Below are 16323 nucleotides of genomic sequence, written 5' to 3'. Positions count from 1 at the left end.
GATGTCAGTGGGCGCTCCCATGGTCCCCGCGCCCGTTGGGTGGATCGTGCCGCACAGGGGCAACGCCTACGTGGCCGGCGACGGCGAGGTGGAGCCGGGGGTGCTGCCCGGCGGCGCGTACGCGACCGTCACCCATGTCGGCCACCCCGACCGGCTCGTCGGCGTGACCGCCGGCCTGCTCGCCTGGGCCGAGGAGCGGGGCCCGGCCTTCGACGTCCGGGACGGGCGCTGGGCCGCGCGTCTGGAGCTCTACAAGATCGACCCCGCCGTGGAACCCGACATGGGCGAAAGGGAGATCGAACTGGCCTTCCTCCTCGCCCCCGAGCGGCCCTAGCGTTCCGGCTGGCCCAGCGGGAAGGCGTCGAAGTGGATGACCACCCGCTCGCCGCCCTCGTCGTCGGCGTAGGAGTCGAGTAGCTCGCTCACCCGCCTGCCGAGCTCGGCCAGGTGCTCCCTGCGCAGCCGCAGGGAGCGCCTGGTGTGCGTGGCCGCGTCGATCCACTCGCGCGGGGAGTTCCTCGACTCCTCGACCCAGCGGTTCAGCTCCCCGTGCCGCTGGCGCACCAGCCCGGCCATGAGCACCTCGGCCGCCTCCGCCGTGTCGGGGTCCTTGCGGAACTTGTCGGTGTCGGTGCTGAACCCGGCCGCGCGCCACCACCGTTCCTTGCCCCTGGCCTTCTCCGGCACCTCCACGATGAGCCCGTGTTTGGCCAGCTGCCGCAGGTGGTAGCTGGTCACGCCGGTGTTCTCGTCGATGCGCTCGGCCAGCATGGTGGCGGTCGCCGCGCCGTACTCCTCGAGCAGCTCGTACAGCCGCATCCTCACCGGATGCGTGAACGCCTTGAGCGACTGGGCGTCCATCTCTCTGACGGTCTTGCGTTCCACAGTGTGCAGCCTTATCTTTGCAAAGAAACATGTGCACAACTTCCTACGCATAAAGGATAGACCGTGGGACGCTCCTTCAGATACCTGCTGGCCTCCACCACCTCCTCGAACCTGGCCGACGGCGTGCTGCTGACCGGCGCCCCGCTGCTGGCGATCACGTTGACCCGCGATCCCACCCTCGTATCGCTGGCCGGGGTCGCCACCACGCTGCCGTGGCTGCTGCTGGCGCTGCACGCGGGCGCCATCGCCGACAGGAGCGACCGCCGCAGAATCATGGTGATCACCGCTTTCGTCCGCGCCCTGGCCCTGGCCTGCACCGCCGCCGCCGTGGCCATGGACGCGATGAACCTGCCGCTCCTGCTGGCCATCCTGCTGGTGGCGGGGGCCTGCGAGGTCTTCAACGACACCTCGGCGCAGACGGTGCTGCCGATGACCGTCGGCAAGGAGTCGCTCGGCAGGGCCAACGGCCGCGTCGTCGCGGCGCAGACGATCGGCAACACCTTCGTCGGCGCGCCCGTGGCCGGATTCCTGGTCACCCTCGCCCCGATGGCCCTGTTCGGCGCGCCCGCGCTGCTCTACGCCGCCGCCGGACTGTTCCTCCTCGGCATGCGCGGCGTGTACAGGCCCGCCGAGGTCTCCACCGCGCCGCTGCGCCAGGACATCGCCACGGGCCTGCGCTACCTGGTCCGCAACCGCACGGTCCGCGATCTCGCCGTCGCGGCGGGCGTGATGAACACGTGCAGCTCCGCCTACCTGTCGGTCTTCGTCCTGTGGGCGGTCGGCGAGGGCTCGGCGATCGGCATGACCGCGAGCCAGTACGGCATGGTCATGACGGTCCTGGCGGTCGGCGCCATCACCGGCTCGCTGCTCGCCGACCCGCTCGCCCGCCGGTTCGGTGAGAGGAGCACGCTGGTCGCCTTCTGGACCGCCAACAGCCTCACCCTGCTGCTGCCCGTGCTCTTCCCCACGGTCCCCTCCGTCTACGTCACCGGCATCCTGCTCGGCGCCACCAGTGCGGCGGGCAACGTCCTGGTCGTGTCCTTCCGCCAGCGGATCATTCCCGAGGAACTGCTCGGCAGGGTCAACTCCGCCTACCGGCTCATCGGGATGGGCGGCAACCCGCTCGGCGCGGCGCTCGGCGGTCTCGTCGGCTCCGTCGCCGGTCTGCCCGTGGTCTTCGTCGGCGCGGTCGTCCTCTGTCTCATGGCCATGCCGGTCGCTGCGCGGGCCCTTGCCCACCGCCCCGAACCTGTGGCTGTCTGAGTGGTATGGCCGAGCGCACCCGCGTACTGAAGTCAGGCGAGTCGATGAACCCCGGCGACCGGATCCTGTCGCGCAAGACCGCGCAGGGCTGGAGAGAGTTCAAGCTGGAGTATCAGACCGACGGCAATCTCGTCCTCTACGACCAGGGCGCGCTCCCGAGCGACAAGAACGGCAGGCCGCTGTGGGCCACCGACCACTGGATACCCGGCGGGAGGCTCACCATGGACCGCAACCGCTCGCTCGGCATCAGGAACGCGGCCGGCGCGGTCTGGCCCGAGCCCGCCTTCCGCCACCCCGAGGGCTCCTGCCTCGTCCTGCACGACGACGGCAACCTCGTGATCTACGGCCCCGACGGCAGGCCCGTCTGGTCGCCGTGCACCGGCACCGAGATCCGGCAGGCCTCCTACAACAGGATCAGAAGCTTCGAGTCCATCGAGCAGGGCTTCCCCATCCGCTCCCCCAACGGCCAGCACTCGCTGGAGCTCACCGACAAGGGCGTGCTGACCCTCTTCTCCGGCGCCACGCCCCGCCGCCGCGCCAGGATGTCCTCCCCTGAGCGCGGCAGCGTCTGCCTCCTGCAGCCCGAGGGCACGCTGGTCGTCTACCGCGCGGCCCGCGACCGCAGGCGCCACCTGGTCTCCTTCCGGTCCGCTACGGCAGGCGTGCCGGGCGCCGAGCTGGTGCTGCGCGACGACGGCAACGCGGTCCTGCTGGACCCGTCCGGCACAGTGATCTGGGACTCGGACTCAACGTTCTTACCCCTCTGACCTGCACCCTCATAAACACGCATATATCTAGATCAGCCGAGGCGGCATATCCTTCGCGATCATTTGACATCATTACCCCTAGCGACGAGGGGATGACATGCGGGAGATCGGCGGGCGATACCGGCTTGGCGAGCAGGCAGGCCGTGGCGGGATGGGCGTGGTATGGCGCGCGTTCGACCAGCTTCTGCACCGTGAGGTGGCGCTGAAGGAGCTGACGTTGGTCGGCGAGGCCGAGGCGGTGCGCAGGCGCGTGCTGCGCGAGGCCAGGCTGGCGGCGCGGCTGACCCATCCGAGCATCGTCACCGTCCACGACCTCGTCGAGGAGCAGGGGCGGCTCTGGATCGTCATGGAGTACCTGGAGGGCCTGTCACTGCACGATCTGCTCTCCCAGGTCGGCACCCTGCCCGACACCTCCGTCGCGGGCCTCGGCCGCCATCTGCTGGGCGCGCTGCGGCACGCCCACAAGTCGGGCGTCCTGCACCGCGACGTCAAGCCCGCCAACGTCATGCTGACCGGCGACAGGGTCGTCCTGACCGACTTCGGCATCGCCACCGCCGAGGCCGACCTGAACTCCACGCGCTCGGGCGGCCTGCGCGGCACTCCCGCCTTCATGGCGCCCGAACGGCTCTCCGGCGGCATGGCCACCAAGCAGGGCGACATGTGGTCGTTCGGCGCGACGCTCTACAGCGCGGTCGAGGGGCGCCCACCGTACCCGGGCAAGGACGCCGCCGGCGTGCTCGACCTGCTCCGCCAGGGCGGCTTCCCCCGGCCGCGCAGGGCGGGGATGCTGCGCCCGCTGATCGAGGGCCTGCTCCACCACGATCCGGCCCGCCGCCCCTCCCCCGAACGCGCCGCGGGCATGCTGGCCGGCGTCCGCGCCCCTGGCAGCTACCAGGAAGCCATCTGACGGCCGAGCCGCCTCAGGCGGTCACGCCCCCAGGCAGTCACAAGGAAGCGATCGCACAGCCCTGCCGCGCGCCACGCGGCGGGGCTCGTTTCAGCAGTCGCAGGAGCAGCCGTCGCAGCAGCAGCCGTCGCAGCAGCAGCCGTCGCCGCAACAGCCGTCCTCGCCGCAGCACGAGCAGTCGCAGTTGCCGCAGGCCTCGCAGCCGCTGCAGTCGAGCCGCGAGCAGCACCCACGTTCGTGTTCCTCGTCCCATTCGGGCCGGTACAGGCCGCAGGTGCAGCAGCTCAGCGTCGTGCACGCCAGCGACAGCAGCCCTCCAGGGTCAGGCGGCCGCTGTCGGGTCCTTTCGGGGCTTTCCTGTTCGGCCTCGGAGAAGGCGCGGGTGACCGAGTGCCCGAGCTCCTTGACCAGCAGCGCCCGCACCAGCCCGCGCCGTTCCAGGTCGAGCTCGTCCACCGCCAGTCCCAGGCCTAACAGGGCGTCGTCGCAGTGCCTCCTGGCGGTCACCAGGTCCGTGGCCGTGGCGGTCAGCGGGTTGTAGGCGCCGGACGCGCGGTCGCGGGGCAGATCCTCCACCGCGTCCAGCAGGTGGGCCAGGCGGCCGAAGAAGCGGCCCGCCTCCTCCAGCGCCTGCGTGTTGTGGGGCTTGCCCGCCAGCACCGCCGTATGCGCGAAGGCGGCGGCGACGGCGGCCTCCGTCGGCGCCGTCAACTCCAGCAGCGTCAGGCCCGGCGTGCGTTCCAGCCTGGTCTGCTCCTCCACCGCCGCCGTCAACGGCCCTGGGTCGAATCCGAGCGTCCCCGCCGTACGGGAGCCCGCCAGCGACCACCGGGCGGCCACGCGCTCGGCGGCCGCGGCGACCAGCCGGCGGCCGTAGACGCCGTCGCCGTCGGCGACGTGGTCGCGCATCTTGCCCGCCGCGAGGACCAGCGAGACCGACGCCGCCAGCCGTACGCCCTGAGCCTCGACGACGTCCGCGCCCTTGAACCCGCGCAGCGCGCACGCGCCCGCGCGCCTGCGCGGGGCGGCGTCGGGAGTCTGCGCCTCGGTCAGGACCGAGACCAGCAGTCCGTCGTAGTTGGTGACCAGCCTGGAGGCGTGGCCGTGCTCGTCGCGCAGGGCCAGGCACAGCCCGCACAGGTGCGCCAGCCACTGCTTGAACAGCCCACCGCACAGCACATGGCGGCATGGACGGACGATCCCAAACATTCGACCCCTTTGGTACGGCTGGCAGACAGCCTCCCAGAAGATCGCTGACGCTAGTCCTTGCCGCGGCGTTCGGCCTCGGCGGCGTCCATGGCCGCGGCCTCCTCGGGCGTGGGGGCGGTACCCCCGAGATGGGCGGGCTGCCACCACACGCCCGCCGGGATCTCCGGATAGGTCCGCTGCGCCCTGTCGACCAGCTCCGACATGCTGGTGTGCAGCCGGGTGGTCAACTCGGCCATGTCGTCGCCGCGCTTGGGGTACATCGGCTCGCCCACCAGGATCGTGAGCGGCACATGGCGCTGGGTGAGCTGCTTGGGCCTGCCCTTGGTCCACAGCCGCTGGCTGCCCCACAGCGCCACCGGGATCATCGGCACCTTGGTGGCCTGCGCCATGCGGATGGCGCCGTTCTTGATGTCCTTGACGGTGAAGGAGCGGCTGATCGTCGCCTCGGCGAACACGCCGACGATCTCGCCCGCCTTCAGCATCCGCAGCGCGGTTGCGTAGGAGCCCGCGCCCGCCCCCCGGTCGACGGGGATGTGGTGCATGCCGCGCATGAGCGGGCCGGAGATGCGGTGCTTGAAGACGTCGTCCTTCGCCATGAAGCGCACCAGCCGCTTGGACGGCAGCGCGGCCAGGCCGGCGAAGATGAAGTCGAGATAGCTGATGTGGTTGCTGACCAGCACCGCCCCGCCGGTCCGCGGAATGTGCTCGGTCCCCTCCATGTGGAAGCGGTAGTCCATGATCCGAAAGAGGGTCCGCGCGGTGGCGATCACCGGCGGATACACGATCTCAGCCATGTGCAGAAGGTAACGCACTCACCGAGCGCTCAGCACAGGCAGAACTCGTTGCCCTCGGGATCGGCCATGACCACGTGGTGGCCGTCGAACACCTCCACCCGCCTGCCGCCCGCGGCGACCAGTCGCTCCACCGCCTCGGTGACCACCGCCCAACGCCCGTCCTCGACGCCCTCCGAGACGCGCACGTCGAGGTGCAGCCTGATCTTCTGCAGCTTCGGCTCCCTGACCTGCTGCAGGAACAGGCTGGGATTGACGCCCTTCGGGTCGTGCAGCCACGCGCCGTCGTCCTGGTCGTCCTCCGACAGGTCGAACTGGGCCAGCCACTCCTGCCTCGTCTCGTACGGCGGAGGCGGCGGCTCGTCCTCGTAGCCCAGCGCGAGCTTCCAGAACGCGGCGAGCCTCGTCGGGTCGGCGCAGTCGAGGGTCAGGCCGATTCGCATGCGCCGACCGTATCCCCTGCCACCGACAGTTCTCCGGCTCGCGTCCCGTGTCCTCATCCGGCCAGCGGATCGCCCGCAGCTGGACGGCGTGCCAGGTGTCCGGCCAGGTCAGAGCCATGATGTGGCGAACGGGGCCGGAGCAGGCACTCCTGGACAGCTCCCTGAACTCCACGTCAAGATTGCGGTAAAGCGGCGCTTCGCCCCGCATCCAGGCGTAAAAGGGAAAAGGGGTCAGCGTGGAACGGGCAGGAGGGTGCGCGTGAAGAAGCTCATCAACAACGCCGAGTCCGTGGTCGCCGAGGCGCTGGAGGGGCTGGCCGCGGCCCACCCCGCCCTCCGGGTCGATGTGGAGGGGCGGGTCGTCTGGCGGGCCGACGCCCCTCGAACGGGCAAGGTCGCGCTGGTCTCCGGCGGCGGCTCGGGACACGAGCCGCTGCACGCGGGCTTCGTCGGGCACGGCATGCTCGACGCCGCGTGCCCCGGCGAGATCTTCACCTCGCCGGTGCCCGACCAGGTCGTCGAGGCGACCAGGCGCGTCGACGGCGGAGCCGGCGTGCTCCATGTCATCAAGAACTACACCGGCGACGTCATGAACTTCGAGATGGCCGCCGAACTGTGCGCCGATGAGGGCGTGACCGTCTCCAGCGTCGTGGTCGACGACGACGTGGCCGTCCAGGACTCGCTCTACACCGCCGGACGCAGGGGCACCGGCGCCACGCTCTTCGTGGAGAAGATCGCGGGGGCGCTGGCGGAGAGCGGCGCCCCGCTGGCGGAGACGACCAGGGTGGCGGGGGCGGTGGTGGCGCGCAGCAGGTCGTTCGGCATCGCGCTCACCTCCTGCACCGTGCCCGCCGCGGGCAAGCCCACGTTCGACCTGCCCGAGACGGAGGTCGAGCTGGGCATCGGCATCCACGGCGAGCCGGGCCGCTCCCGCCTGCCCCTGGCCCCGGCGCGCGAGCTGGCGACCGTCGCGATGGACGCGATCCACGGTGACCTCCCGCTGGCCGGCGACCTGCTCGTCATGGTCAACGGCATGGGCGGCACCCCGCTGATCGAGCTCTACGTCGCCTTCGCCGAGGTCGAGCGCTACGTCAGGGCGAAGGGAGCCCGCGTGGCCCGCTCCCTGGTCGGCAACTACGTCACGAGCCTCGACATGCAGGGCTTCTCGGTCACCGTGTGCAGGCTCGACGCGGAGCTCACGCGGCTGTGGGACGCCCCCGTGCAGACGCCCGCGCTGCGCTGGGGGCGCTGATGGACGTCGCGTTCTTCAGGGCGTGGATCGAGGAGATCGTCCGCGTGCTCTCGATCAACCGCGACCTGCTGACCAGGCTCGACGCCGCCATCGGCGACGCCGACCACGGCACGAACCTCGACCGCGGCTTCACTTCCGTCCGGCAGGCGCTGGCCGAGACCCCGCAGGAGACCCCTGGACAGCTGCTCACCCTCGTGGGCACCACGCTGATCCGCAGGGTCGGCGGCGCGTCGGGCCCCCTGTACGGCACGCTGTTCCGCCAGCTCGGCAAGTCGCTGGGCGAGGCGAGGGAGGTGTCGCTCGACGAGCTGGCCGCGGCCTTCACGGCGGCGATCGAGGCGGTGAAGCGGCTCGGCAGGGCGGCGGAGGGCGACAAGACGATGGTCGACGCCCTGGCGCCCGCGTCGCGCGCGCTGTCGGCGGCGGCCGAGGACGGGATCAAGCCCGACGACGCGCTGGAGCGGGCGGCGGTGGCGGCGGCCGGGGGTGCCAAGGCGACCATTCCGCTGCAGGCGCGCAAGGGCAGGGCGAGCTATCTCGGCCCGCGAAGCGTCGGCCACGAGGATCCCGGCGCCGCCTCGGCCGCCCTTCTGATCGCCGCCCTGCGCCCATGACCGCCGGGCCGGTGCGCAGAAGATCGTCTGCCGGCTCGGACGGCCCGCACCCCTCGGACAACGCGAAGGACGCCGACCGCCCGAACCGCGGCGTCCCGAACCACGGCGTCCCGAACCACGGCGTCCCGAACCACGGCGTCCCGAACGACGCGGGCCGCGCGAAGCACATGGGCCGCGCCAAGGACACGGGCCGCACCGTCGACGTGGGCCGGCCCGATGACGCGGGCCGCCGGCAGGTTCGGGCTGGTCCGTGGGTCGGCTCGTCCGGGATGGGAGGCTGCGGGTGGTCGCACGGCAGGTGGAGGCGGGAGTGAGCGGCGTGGTGGGAATCGTCCTGGTGTCGCACAGCGCCGCGCTGGCGTCCGCGGCGGCGGCGCTGGCCAGGCAGATCGCCGGGCCGGAGGCCATGGTGGCGGCGACCGGAGGCACCGAGGACGGCGGGCTCGGCACCAGTCTCGACCTCATCGAGGAGGCCGTGGCCGAGGTGGACGCCGGCGCGGGCGTGCTCCTCGTTCCCGACCTGGGCAGCTCGGTCCTGACGGCGAAGCTGCTGGAGGAGCCCGGACAGGTGGTGCTTGCCGACGTGCCGTTCGTGGAGGGCGCGATCGCCGCGGCCGTCTGCGCCGCGGCGGGCGCGCCCCTCGCCCAGGTGCTGGCCGCCGCCGAGGAAGCCTGGGTCTACCGCAAGCTCTGAGAGCCCGCGAGCGTCCGGAGCCGGCCGACGTCCCCCGAGGTCAGTGCCCTCGGAAGGCCTCCTCCAGCCACCACGACCCATGCCCCGCGCTGACCTTGGCGTGGACGAGCAACGGCCGGTCCCTCGGCCCTTCGAGCCATGACGTCACCGCGGCCAGGTCGCCCCTCTCCCTCACGGTCACCGCCGCGCAGCCGTACCCTCTGGCGATCTCGGCCAGGTCGACGGCGGGGAAGGTGACGGTGTCGAGCGGATGCCCCGAGGGTCCGAAATGGTGCACCTCGGCCCCGTAGGCCTCGTCGTCGTAGACCACGACCACCATCGGCAGCCCGAGACGCACCACGGTCTCCAGCTCCGCGATCCCCATCAGCGCGCCGCCGTCGCCGAGCGCCGCCACCGGAAGCCTGCCGGGCAGCGCGACCGCCGCGCCGATCGCGCCGGCCAGGCCGAGGCCGATGGACTGGAAGGCCTGTGTGAAGCAGAACCCCCGTTCATCCGGGACATCAAGGAACATCGCCGGATATCCCATGAAATTTCCGGAGTCGGTGGCGACGACGCGGTCGGCGGGCAGCCGGTCGTCCAGCTCGATCGTGAGCGTCCTCGGGTCGATCCTGCCCTCCCCGCTCTCGTCCTTGTACGGCACGCCGCGCCAGCGCACCTCCCCCGCGATCCGGGCGGCCAGCTCGGGCGTCCGCGCGCCCGCCCGCGAGGGCAGCTCGCCGAGCGCGGACTCGACCGCCCTGGCCACCCACGCGACGTCGCCCACGACGCCCAGGTCGACGCTCCTGTGCGCGCCGATGGCGTCGCGTTCGTGGTCCACCTGGACGACCATGGCACGAGGCCCGATGAGCTTGCCGTGCCTGGTCGTCCACATGTTGAGGGCGCAGCCCCACCCCACCAGCACGTCCGCGCCCGCGATCAGCTCGGCGGCCGCCGGCGAGGAGAAGCCCCCGCTGATGTCGAGGTCCCACGGGCTGCCCCTGAACAGCCCCTTGGCGACCGCCGAGGTGGCCAGCAGCGCCCCGACCCGGTCGGCGAGGGCCTCGAGCTCGTGCCGGGCGTGCCTGGCGCCGCGTCCGGCCACGAACACCGGTCGCTGCGCGCCGGCCAGCAGCTCGGCCAGCCGCGCCGTGTCGTGCTCGGAGGGCAGCTCGGGCATGACCGCTGCGGCGGCACGGGCGCTTCGGACGACGATCTCCCCCGCCTCGTCCCAGTCGCCGGGCTCCTCCTGCACGTCCAGGGGCAGGTTGAGCAGCACGGTCCGGCCCGCGCGCGCCGCACGGAAGGCTTCGACGGTGTCCTCGACGGCGGTCGGCGCCGAGCGGACCCGCAGCGGCGTCGCGCCGACGGCCCTGGCCATCGCGTCCTGGTCGATGTGGAAGTTCGAACGGGCCTGTGTCGCCTCGCCCGCCAGCACGATCAGCGGCGTGCGGCTCTTGGCCGCCTCGGTGATGCCGGTCATCGCGTTGGTGAGCCCCGGGCCCTGGTGCACCGACAGGACGCCGACGTGTCCGCTCATGCGCGCGTAGGCGTCGGCCATGGTGGCGGCGCCGCCCTCGTGGCGGGCCGCGACGAAGCGCGCACCGTGGGCCACGAGGGCGTTGGTGACGTGGAAGTTGCCGCTGCCGACCACGCCGAAGACCGTCTCGACGCCCAGTCCTGCGAGCACCCGGCCGACGAGCGTGGCGACGGTCATCGTTCGACCAGCGCCAGCACGCGGACGGGGCTGCCCGAGCCACCGACGATCGGCAGCGGCGGCGCGACCACGACGCTGCCCGTGGGCGGGAGCTTGTCGAGGTTGCGGAGCTGGGTCAGGCCGTACTTGCCGGCACCGAGCAGGAACGAGTGGCAGGGGAAGGCGGGGTCGAAGGAGTGGGCGGCGCCCGCGTCGGTGCCGACGGTCTCGACGCCGACGCCGAGGATCGGCGCCTCCTGCGCCAGCCAGCGGGCGCACTCGACCGAGATGCCGGGCGAGTGGCCCTCGTTGAGGAAGTCGGCGGCGCTGTCCGACCTGGCGTCCCAGCCGGTGCGGTAGAGGAGCCAGCCGCCCTCGGGCAGCGGACCGTTGACCCGCTCCCACTCCTGGACGTGCTCCACCTGGAGCAGGAAGTCGGGATCCTTGGAGGCCTCCGCGGCGAAGTCGAGCATGGCGGCGGGCGCGAGCAGGCGCTGCACGGGGACCTGCGAGACGTCCTGGCCGTCGCGGCTGGTCACCCAGTGGACGGGAGCGTCGAAGTGGGTGCCGGTGTGCTCCCCCGTGTGGATGTCGTTCCAGTACCAGGCGGGCCCGCGGTCGTCGTAGTGGCTGATCTCCTCCAGGCGGAACGGGATCGTGTTCCCGAACGGCTCGGGTAGCTGCAGGATCGGCGTCCGGTCGGAAAGGGGCGCGGTCAGGTCGACGACCTCGATGCCGCCGGTGCGCACGCTCTCCAGGAAGTTTCGCAGGATCGACATGCTCGCATCATTCCCCACTGCCCGGCTCCTGCCCATTGACATGTGCCGATCATGTGATGAAGCATCTGCTACTTCGCAACAAATGTTACAAATGGGAGGCACGTCGTGACTGCGGAACTGCACCGGCACCACCGCGACGTCACGGGCGGCTGGCTCAGGCCCGCGGTCTTCGGCGTGATGGACGGCCTGGTCTCCAACTCCGCGCTGCTGGCCGGCGTGGTCGGCGGCGGCGCGTCGACGACGGCCGTCGCGATCGCCGGGCTGGCGGGCCTGGCGGCAGGTGCGTTCTCGATGGCGACGGGCGAGTACACCTCCGTCGCCTCCCAGCGGGAGCTGACCTTGGCCGAGATCGCCGTCGAGCGCCGGGAGATCGCCCGCAACCCCGAGGCGGAGGAGCGGGAGCTGGCCCTGGTGTTCGAGTCGCGCGGGCTGACTCCCGAGCTGGCCAGGCAGGTGGCCGGCCAGCTCCACCAGGACGGTGAGGTGGCGTGGCGGGTGCACGCGCGCGAGGAGCTCGGGGTCGACCCCGACGACCTGCCCTCGCCGTGGGTGGCGGCCGGCTCGTCGTTCCTGGCCTTCGCCGCCGGGGCGCTGATCCCGGTGCTGCCGTTCCTGTTCGGCCTGTCATCGGTGCTGGTGGCGATCACGCTCACCGGCCTCGCGCTGTTCGCCACGGGTGCGCTGGTCGCCCGCCTGACCACCAGGTCGCCGCTGTTCGGCGGCGCCCGCCAGCTCGTCCTCGGCACGGCCGCGGCGGCCCTGACGTACGGCATCGGCGCTCTCGTGGGAGCCGCGATCTCCTAGGCGCGATTCGCCTCTTTATCGGCATACTGGGGTGTGCTCGACGAACTCCACTCCGTGCCGGAATACGACCGATTCGCCACCGTGGACGAGGTTCACGAGTGCCTGACCAGACTGGCCGCCGACCACCCCGGCGTGGCAGGGCTGCGCCGCATCGGCACCTCCCGCCTGGGCGATCCGCTCCTCTGCCTGACCCTGGGCGAAGGACCGCGCCACGCCGTCGTCGCCGCGGGACCGCATCCGAACGAGCCCATCGGCGGCCTCACCGTGATGCACCTGGCCACGCGCCTGTGCTCCGACCAGGGGTTCCGCGAGTCGACAGGCTTCACCTGGCACCTGATCGGCTGCCTCGACCCCGACGGCACCAGGCTCAACGAGGGCTGGTTCGCAGGCCCCTTCACCAAGGCCCACTACGGCAGGCACTTCTACCGCCCCGCGGCCGACGAGCAGGTGGAGTGGACCTTCCCCTTCAGCTACAAGCGCGCCTACTTCGACAGGGTGCTGCCGGAGACGCTGGCCCTCATGCGGCTGATCGACGACACCAGGCCCGCCTTCTTCACCACCCTGCACAACGCCGAGGCCGGCGGCGCGTTCTACTACCTCACCAGGGCCCTCCCCCCGCTCCAGGCGGCGTTGAAGGACCTGCCGGGCAGGTACGGCGTGCCGCTGCACGCGGGCGAGCCCGAGCACCCCTCCGTCCGCGAGCTGGAACAGGCCGTCTACCTGGCGCCCGCGATGGAGGACTACTACGACTATCTGGAACGCCTGGGCCAGGATCCCACCGAGCACCTGACCGGCGCGGCCAGCGACTCCTACATCAGGAGGTACGGCACGCTCGGCCTCATCGCCGAGGTCCCCTACTGGACGGACGCCTCGGCGGCCGACACCACGCCGACCGACACGCCGTACAGGGACCTGGTGCTGCGCAGGGGCGCGGACGTGCGCGACACCTTCGCCGCGCTCGACGAGATCATGGCCGCGGTCTCGGGCGACCTGGTCACGCGCTCGCCGTTCCTGTCGGCCAGCAGGTCCTTCATCCCCATGCTCGCCGGCATCGCGGCCACCGACGAGCACCGCGCGGGCGCGCCGGAGAACGACAGGCCCGCGACCGTGGCCGAGGTGGCCTCCTGCCGCGACCTGCTCAACAGCGTGCGCCTGCGGTTCGGCGGCATGCTGCTGCGGGCGCTGGACGGCGAGCTGGCCGTCGGCAACGCCACGCCGACGATCCGCTCGCACACCGCCGCCCTGGCCGCCACCTACGCCGAGTGGTGCGCCGAGGCCGAGGCGGCCGGTTCGGAGAAGGCGATCCCGATCCACGACCTCGTGGCGATCCAGTACGGCGCGATCCTGCTCGGCGCCGCCCACGCCTGAGACGCCCTACTTGTGGCGGAAGTACACGAAGAGTCGTCCGTGGTTCTTGGCGTCCTTGTCGATGCGGTGGTAGAGCGCCTTGATCTCCTTCTGGTCGAGGAAGCGCAGCACCTTCTTCTTGAGCTGCCCGCTCCCCTTGCCGGGGATGATCTCCACCTCGGTGGCCCGTGTGCGGATGGCCTCGTCGATGATCCCGCGCAGCGCCCTGTCGATCTGGTCGCCCTTGTTGTAGATGTCGTGCAGGTCGAGTTTGAGTTTCACAGCCTCACCCATGGTCCACAGCCCCCGCTCTGGAAGGCCTTGTCGGTTGCCTCGATGGTGACGGTGGCGGGGCCTGTGGGCATCCCGCTGGTGATCACGTCGCCGGGGTCGCCTCCCGTGCCCTTCAGCCGTGCCCAGTAGCACAGCGGCTGCCCCGGGGCGGGGCCGTCGGTCTTGTAGGTGCCCGGCTGGATGTCGGTGCCGACCACCTGCAGCCCGCTGCCGGGCGGGGTGCCGCCCGAGGTGGGCTGCTGTCCCGAGGTCGGGTTCGCGGAGGGGGGCCGGCTCACCTGCGTCGTCGGAACGCCGTCCGCCGGAGGGCTGGCCACGAGGCCGCCGTCGCCGGTCCCCGTGGACGCGCCTGTGGATGCGCCCGTGGGAGTGCCCGTGGGCGCGCTTGTCGGCGTCTCCGTCGGGCTTTCCATGGTCACGGTCATCTCCGGCGCCGAGTACGGCGCCGCCGCGGGCTCGGATGAGCCGAGCCCGGCGAAGAATCCGATGAGGAAGCCCAGGATCCCGGTCAGCCCCGAGGCGAGCAGGATCAGCGTCGGGCTGTTCGACGCGCGCGGTGGCGGGGGGTGGCCGTACGTCACGGAGACAAGCGTGCCATGTCCCCCGCCTCCGGTCAGCGGTGCAGGTAGTCGACGAGTGACGCCTTCTCCGTTTCGAGCTGCTCGATGGTGCTCTTCACCACGTCCCCGATGCTCACGATGCCGACCAGCCGTCCCGCGTCCAGCACGGGCACGTGCCTGATGCGGTGGTTGGTCATCGTCCTGCGCAACTCGTCGACATTGGAGTCCATCTGGCAGGTGCGCACCTCGGCCGTCATGATCTGCGAGACCGGCGCGTCCAGGATCGCGGATCCCGTGTCGTGGAGCCTGCGCACGACGTCGCGTTCGGACACGATGCCGGCGATCATCGAGTCGTCTTCGCAGACCACGACCGCGCCGATGTTCAGCTCGGCGAGCACGGCCAGCAGTTCTCGTACCGTGGCGCTCGGGGGTACCGTCGCCACATCTGATCCCTTGCTCCGCAAGATCGTTCCGATCAGCATGGACCACCACCTCGGCTGTAGGTACCCCTGACTCTCCCCTCAGCGCGCTCAGGCCAATCATGAGCCAGGCTGATTTTCCCGTTAGGGTGCTGGAGGGCGTGAGAGCCGTAGCATGTGAAATACCACCTCCTATCCCCAGGGATCCGCCATGTCCGAAATGCTCAATACCGGCAGCCACGATCTGCCCATCACCGACGAACTGGCCGCCTTCATGGAAACGGGCTGGGCGGACACCCGCCACACCGGCCTGGAGCCGCTTCCCGTCGCGCCGTGGGCGGCCAAACGGCGGGCCGCGCTCGCCGCCCGGTTCCCCGGTGAGCGGCTCGTCATCCCCTCGGGCTCGCTGAAGGTGCGCAGCAACGACAGCGACTACCGGTTCAGGACGCACAGCGCCTTCGTCTATCTGACGGGTGACACCGAGCCCGACGACGTCCTGGTCGTCGAGCCGACCGGCGAGGCGGTGCTCTACCTGCGCCCGCGCTCGCCGCGGGCGGGCAGCCAGGAGTTCTACCGCGACAGGCGCTACGGGGAGTTCTGGGTCGGCCGCCGCCCCGACCTGGCCGAGGCGCGCGAGCTCTACCAGGTCGAGTGCGCCCACATCGGCGAGCTGTCCCTCGACGGGCCCGCGCGGGTCCTGCGCGGGGTGGACGCCTCCGTGGACGCGAAGGTCGCGCGGGGCGAGGGCGACGCGGAGCTGGAGCGCTTCCTGTCGGAGATGCGGCTGGTCAAGGACGAGTGGGAGGTCGCCGAACTGCAGTTCGCGGTCGACGCGACCACCCGCGGGTTCGAGGACGTGGTGCGGGCCGTGCCGGCGGCCCTCGGCTCGCGGCGCGGCGAGCGGTACCTGGAGGGGATCTTCGGACTGCGCGCGCGCCTGGAGGGCAACACGGTCGGCTACGACAGCATCGTCGCCTCGGGCGCGCACGCCAACGTGCTGCACTGGATCCGCAACGACGGGCGGCTGGACTCCCGCGACCTGCTGCTGCTGGACGCGGGCATCGAGACCGACTCGCTCTACACCGCCGACATCACCAGGACGCTGCCGCTGTCCGGGCGCTTCTCGCCGGTCCAGCGGCAGGTCTACGAGCTGGTCTACGAGGCGCAGAACGCGGCCATCGACACGCTGCGCCCCGGCGCGCGCTTCCGCGACTTCCACCTGGCGGCGATGCGGGTCATCTGCGAAGGGCTGCACGCGTGGGGCGTCCTGAAGGACTCCCCCGACAGCCTCATCGAAAGCGGCCTCTACCGCCGCTACACGGTCTGCAGCAGCGGGCACATGCTCGGCCTCGACGTCCACGACTGCGCGAAGGCCAGGGCCGAGAGCTACCTGGACGGCGTGCTGGAGGAGGGCCAGGTCCTGACCGTCGAGCCGGGCCTCTACCTGCAGTCCGACGACCTGACGCTGCCCGAGGAGTTCCGCGGCATCGGCGTGCGCATCGAGGACGACCTGGTCGTCACCGCCGACGGCGCCAGGCTGATGTCGGCAGGACTGCCCCGCCACCCAGACGAGGTCGAGGGCTGGATGTCCACCCTGCTCGGCTGACCCCCGCGAACGCGGCG

Annotated in this window: 19 protein-coding genes; 10 read left to right on the top strand and 9 right to left on the bottom strand. The window is 71.5% G+C overall.

Translation table 11 applies throughout. The features are described from left to right. Position 1: 1 nt before the first annotated feature. The gene (locus AC3EO4_RS03005) at positions 2 to 334 is read left to right on the top strand and encodes a GyrI-like domain-containing protein (RefSeq protein WP_431893514.1); all 333 of its coding nucleotides are present in this window, start codon (positions 2 to 4) and stop codon (positions 332 to 334) included. Here AC3EO4_RS03005 and AC3EO4_RS03000 read toward each other — a convergent pair. After that, positions 331 to 885 carry a winged helix-turn-helix domain-containing protein gene (locus AC3EO4_RS03000; protein ID WP_379578952.1) on the bottom strand — a complete coding sequence of 185 codons (555 nt, stop codon included), beginning with the start codon at positions 883 to 885 and terminating at the stop codon, positions 331 to 333. The genes AC3EO4_RS03005 and AC3EO4_RS03000 overlap by 4 nt on opposite strands. Before the next feature lie 63 nt (positions 886 to 948). Here AC3EO4_RS03000 and AC3EO4_RS02995 point away from each other — a divergent pair, with 63 nt between their 5' ends. From AC3EO4_RS02995 to AC3EO4_RS02985, 3 genes are all read left to right on the top strand, one after another. Further along, positions 949 to 2148: an MFS transporter gene (locus tag AC3EO4_RS02995; RefSeq protein WP_431893510.1), complete on the top strand. Its 1200-nt coding sequence runs from the start codon at positions 949 to 951 to the stop codon at positions 2146 to 2148. Between the two features lie 5 nt (positions 2149 to 2153). After that, positions 2154 to 2915 carry a hypothetical protein gene (locus tag AC3EO4_RS02990; protein WP_431893507.1) on the top strand — a complete coding sequence of 254 codons (762 nt, stop codon included), beginning with the start codon at positions 2154 to 2156 and terminating at the stop codon, positions 2913 to 2915. Between the two features lie 97 nt (positions 2916 to 3012). Next, positions 3013 to 3822, top strand: a complete 810-nt coding sequence (locus tag AC3EO4_RS02985; protein WP_379578956.1) for a serine/threonine-protein kinase — start codon at positions 3013 to 3015, stop codon at positions 3820 to 3822. A 90-nt stretch (positions 3823 to 3912) separates the two neighbouring features. Here AC3EO4_RS02985 and AC3EO4_RS02980 read toward each other — a convergent pair whose 3' ends face one another. Genes AC3EO4_RS02980 through AC3EO4_RS02970 form a run of 3 tightly spaced genes read right to left on the bottom strand, consistent with a single transcriptional unit; the run spans position 3913 to position 6265 of the window. Next, the gene (locus tag AC3EO4_RS02980) at positions 3913 to 5031 is read right to left on the bottom strand and encodes a DUF5685 family protein (RefSeq protein WP_431893504.1); all 1119 of its coding nucleotides are present in this window, start codon (positions 5029 to 5031) and stop codon (positions 3913 to 3915) included. 50 nt (positions 5032 to 5081) lie between these two features. After that, positions 5082 to 5825 (bottom strand): lysophospholipid acyltransferase family protein, encoded by a 744-nt coding sequence (locus AC3EO4_RS02975; RefSeq protein ID WP_379578960.1) that lies wholly within the window; start codon positions 5823 to 5825, stop codon positions 5082 to 5084. Between the two features lie 29 nt (positions 5826 to 5854). Then, positions 5855 to 6265: a VOC family protein gene (locus AC3EO4_RS02970; protein WP_379578962.1), complete on the bottom strand. Its 411-nt coding sequence runs from the start codon at positions 6263 to 6265 to the stop codon at positions 5855 to 5857. Positions 6266 to 6524: 259 nt separating this feature from the next. Between AC3EO4_RS02970 and dhaK the strand changes: the two genes are divergently transcribed. The 3 genes from dhaK (at position 6525) to dhaM (ending at position 8825) form a co-directional block, all read left to right on the top strand. Continuing rightward, positions 6525 to 7517 carry a dihydroxyacetone kinase subunit DhaK gene (gene dhaK, locus AC3EO4_RS02965; protein WP_431893501.1) on the top strand — a complete coding sequence of 331 codons (993 nt, stop codon included), beginning with the start codon at positions 6525 to 6527 and terminating at the stop codon, positions 7515 to 7517. Next, complete coding sequence (dhaL, locus tag AC3EO4_RS02960) at positions 7517 to 8131, top strand: dihydroxyacetone kinase subunit DhaL (protein ID WP_379578966.1); 615 nt, start codon at positions 7517 to 7519, stop codon at positions 8129 to 8131. The genes dhaK and dhaL overlap by 1 nt, the downstream gene beginning before the upstream one ends. A gap of 283 nt (positions 8132 to 8414) precedes the next feature. Next, positions 8415 to 8825, top strand: a complete 411-nt coding sequence (gene dhaM, locus AC3EO4_RS02955; protein WP_379578967.1) for a dihydroxyacetone kinase phosphoryl donor subunit DhaM — start codon at positions 8415 to 8417, stop codon at positions 8823 to 8825. 40 nt (positions 8826 to 8865) lie between these two features. Here the strand turns inward: dhaM and AC3EO4_RS02950 are convergent, their stop codons facing one another. Both AC3EO4_RS02950 and AC3EO4_RS02945 read right to left on the bottom strand, forming a co-directional pair. Continuing rightward, positions 8866 to 10518, bottom strand: coding sequence for a thiamine pyrophosphate-binding protein (locus AC3EO4_RS02950; protein ID WP_379578968.1), 1653 nt, complete (start codon positions 10516 to 10518; stop codon positions 8866 to 8868). Further along, complete coding sequence (locus tag AC3EO4_RS02945) at positions 10515 to 11276, bottom strand: cyclase family protein (protein ID WP_379578970.1); 762 nt, start codon at positions 11274 to 11276, stop codon at positions 10515 to 10517. Before AC3EO4_RS02945 ends, AC3EO4_RS02950 begins: the two co-directional genes overlap by 4 nt. 105 nt (positions 11277 to 11381) lie before the next feature. On the opposite strand from AC3EO4_RS02945, the gene AC3EO4_RS02940 reads away from it, so the two are divergent. Then, positions 11382 to 12080: a VIT1/CCC1 transporter family protein gene (locus AC3EO4_RS02940; protein WP_379578972.1), complete on the top strand. Its 699-nt coding sequence runs from the start codon at positions 11382 to 11384 to the stop codon at positions 12078 to 12080. Positions 12081 to 12113: 33 nt separating this feature from the next. Then, positions 12114 to 13448: a M14 family zinc carboxypeptidase gene (locus tag AC3EO4_RS02935; protein ID WP_379578974.1), complete on the top strand. Its 1335-nt coding sequence runs from the start codon at positions 12114 to 12116 to the stop codon at positions 13446 to 13448. Positions 13449 to 13454: 6 nt separating this feature from the next. Here the strand turns inward: AC3EO4_RS02935 and AC3EO4_RS02930 are convergent, their stop codons facing one another. The 3 genes from AC3EO4_RS02930 to AC3EO4_RS02920 are packed head-to-tail and all read right to left on the bottom strand — an operon-like array spanning position 13455 to position 14763. Next, complete coding sequence (locus AC3EO4_RS02930; RefSeq protein WP_379578976.1) at positions 13455 to 13709, bottom strand: Smr/MutS family protein; 255 nt, start codon at positions 13707 to 13709, stop codon at positions 13455 to 13457. Continuing rightward, the gene (locus AC3EO4_RS02925; RefSeq protein ID WP_431893498.1) at positions 13706 to 14302 is read right to left on the bottom strand and encodes an Rv1352/Rv1906c domain-containing protein; all 597 of its coding nucleotides are present in this window, start codon (positions 14300 to 14302) and stop codon (positions 13706 to 13708) included. The genes AC3EO4_RS02930 and AC3EO4_RS02925 overlap by 4 nt, the downstream gene beginning before the upstream one ends. A 32-nt stretch (positions 14303 to 14334) precedes the next feature. Further along, positions 14335 to 14763, bottom strand: a complete 429-nt coding sequence (locus AC3EO4_RS02920; protein ID WP_379578980.1) for a CBS domain-containing protein — start codon at positions 14761 to 14763, stop codon at positions 14335 to 14337. 148 nt (positions 14764 to 14911) lie between these two features. Here AC3EO4_RS02920 and AC3EO4_RS02915 point away from each other — a divergent pair, with 148 nt between their 5' ends. Then, the gene (locus AC3EO4_RS02915) at positions 14912 to 16306 is read left to right on the top strand and encodes an aminopeptidase P family protein (protein WP_431893495.1); all 1395 of its coding nucleotides are present in this window, start codon (positions 14912 to 14914) and stop codon (positions 16304 to 16306) included. Positions 16307 to 16323: the final 17 nt, after the last annotated feature.

It is taken from the genome of Nonomuraea sp. bgisy101 (assembly GCF_057708945.1).
This window is presented reverse-complemented; position numbering and strand designations above follow the sequence as displayed.